The organism is Collinsella aerofaciens, from assembly GCF_039752985.1.
Classification (GTDB): domain Bacteria; phylum Actinomycetota; class Coriobacteriia; order Coriobacteriales; family Coriobacteriaceae; genus Collinsella; species Collinsella aerofaciens_BT.
On sequence record NZ_JBDMHA010000126.1, the window covers coordinates 1 to 2,014 of the forward strand.

Below are 2,014 nucleotides of genomic sequence, written 5' to 3' on the forward strand. Positions count from 1 at the left end.
GCACGCCGGCGACCATGTGGGTCAGGTGCGCGGCGATGCGCGCGTGTTGCTTTCGGGCGAGCGCGTGGCGCTCAACTACCTGCAGCGCATGAGCGGCATCGCTACCTACACGCACAGCATGGCCGCGGCGCTCGAGGGAACCAAGACCGTGCTCGTCGACACGCGCAAGACCACGCCGGGCATGCGCGTCTTCGAGAAGGCCGCGGTCGAGATCGGCGGCGGCAGCAACCACCGTTACAACCTGTCGACGGCCGTCATGCTCAAGGACAACCACATCGATGCCGCCGGTGGCGTGACGCGCGCGATCGAGATGGCGCGCGCCCATGCATCGTTTACCACGACGGTCGAGATCGAGTGCGAGAACCTGGACATGGTGCGCGAGGCCGTGGAGGCCGGCGCCGACATCATCATGTTCGACAACATGACCCATGACGACATGGCCGCCGCTATTGAACTTATCGCCGGCCGCGCCAAGACCGAGTGCTCGGGCAACGTGGATGCCAGCAATATCCGCGCGCTTGCCGACCTGGGCGTTGACTTTATTAGCTCGGGCGCCCTGACGCACTCCGCGCCGATCCTCGACCTCTCGCTTAAGCACCTGCGTCTGCTGGACGGTAAATAATGAACGCCCGCGAGCGTCGCCGTGCCATCATGGCCGTGCTCGAGGGGGCCAAGGGGCCCGTATCGGGCAGCGCGCTTGCCCGCGAGGTGGGTGTGAGCCGCCAGATCGTGGTGCAGGACATCGCCCTGCTGCGCGCCGATGGGCACGATATCGTGGCGACCAACCGCGGCTACGTGCTGCAGGAGGCCCCCAGCAGCCCCGCCGTGCCTACGCGCTTGGTCAAGGTTCGCCACAGCGTGGAGCAGGCAGGCGATGAGCTCACGAGTATCGTCGACGCCGGCGGCGCCGTGCTCAACGTGATTGTCAATCACCGCGTGTACGGTAAGATTACGGCCGACCTGGACATCCGCAATCGTCGCGATGTCGAGCGCTATCTGCGCGATATCGAGAGCGGCAAGAGCTTTCCGCTGCTGACGGTGACGAGCGGCTATCACTTCCATCGCATTGCGGCGGAGGACGAACAGACCCTCGACGAAATTGAGGCGATGCTCAAGGAGAAAGGCTACCTAGCCGATTTAATGCCCTACGAGGATGATTTGTCCTAGCCCGACACCGTCCCCAATTAGCTGCCCACGAATGCAAAAGGAGGCCTCCGCGGCGATGCGGAGGCCTCCTTTTTTGTGCACGGTGTACTTTTGAGTGTGCAGGTGGGGGAGTCGTTACTCCTCGACGATCTCGGTGATCGCGCCGGCGGGGCAAGCGTCCTGGCAAGCGCCACAGGCGACGCAGGAGTCCTCGTCAGCGACGGTAGCGACGTCCTGGAGCTCCAGAACGCCAGCGGGGCAGGAGTCGACGCAAACGCCACAAGCGATGCACTCGTCGGCATCAATTACGGGATGAGCCATGGTAGTTTCCTCTCTGTTGACCGACGCTACAGGCGATGCGCGCCGGTTTGATTCGGGCAAAAACATACCACGGGAGCGACCGTTTGCAATACCCTCTGGCCGGCATCTTCATACCGTTCGCCGAGTATGCCAAGGTTTACTAGAAAACACGCAGGTGGGGCCGTTGAGCTGCGTAAATGTTAGCTAAAGGTGACTTGAAATATAGGGCGATTGAGCGTGCTTGCGGAAACCGCATCCCATTATTTTGTCGAAAAACGGGTTGCAGTTTCCGGTTAGGCCCGCTAGCGGAAAATGCGAGCCGGTATCAGCTCCCAAAACGGGATACGGTTTCCGGTTGAGCCTTCAGACGGAAACTGCGACCCGGAATCCACGCTCAAACCGGGATGAGCTTTCCGCAAGACGGCCCCCAGGCACCCCCGGACTCAAGCCTCAGCCATCTCTACATAGATCTCGATAGATTTGCCGAGAACTCAAACAGTGCGTCTACCTGCGTATTTGCGAACCTAAACTCTCGGCAATAAGAAATCTTATATGAATTGACTTAGAT

At 60.8% G+C, this 2,014-nt stretch carries 3 protein-coding genes; 2 read left to right on the forward strand and 1 reads right to left on the reverse strand.

Going from position 1 to position 2,014, the window contains the following annotated elements:
* The coding region (gene nadC / locus ABHR76_RS09940; RefSeq protein ID WP_346977638.1) for a carboxylating nicotinate-nucleotide diphosphorylase at window positions 1–622 on the forward strand (622 nt) is incomplete at its 5' end.
* A complete protein-coding gene (locus ABHR76_RS09945) occupies window positions 622–1,167 on the forward strand; it encodes a transcription repressor NadR (protein WP_006235217.1) in 546 nt (181 codons plus the stop codon). The genes nadC and ABHR76_RS09945, both read left to right, overlap by 1 nt.
* A gap of 114 nt (window positions 1,168–1,281) precedes the next feature.
* On the opposite strand, the gene ABHR76_RS09950 is transcribed toward ABHR76_RS09945, so the two are convergent.
* On the reverse strand, window positions 1,282–1,533 hold the full coding sequence (locus ABHR76_RS09950) for a ferredoxin family protein (protein ID WP_158564522.1): 252 nt from the start codon (window positions 1,531–1,533) through the stop codon (window positions 1,282–1,284).
* Between the last annotated feature and the right edge of the window lie 481 nt (window positions 1,534–2,014).

Bases quoted from the DNA above. Each gene is read 5' to 3' on its own strand.
- ABHR76_RS09945 (WP_006235217.1), top strand. From the start codon at position 622: ATGAACGCCCGCGAGCGTCGCCGTGCCATCATGGCCGTGCTCGAGGGG.
- ABHR76_RS09950 (WP_158564522.1), bottom strand. From the start codon at position 1,533: ATGTTTTTGCCCGAATCAAACCGGCGCGCATCGCCTGTAGCGTCGGTC.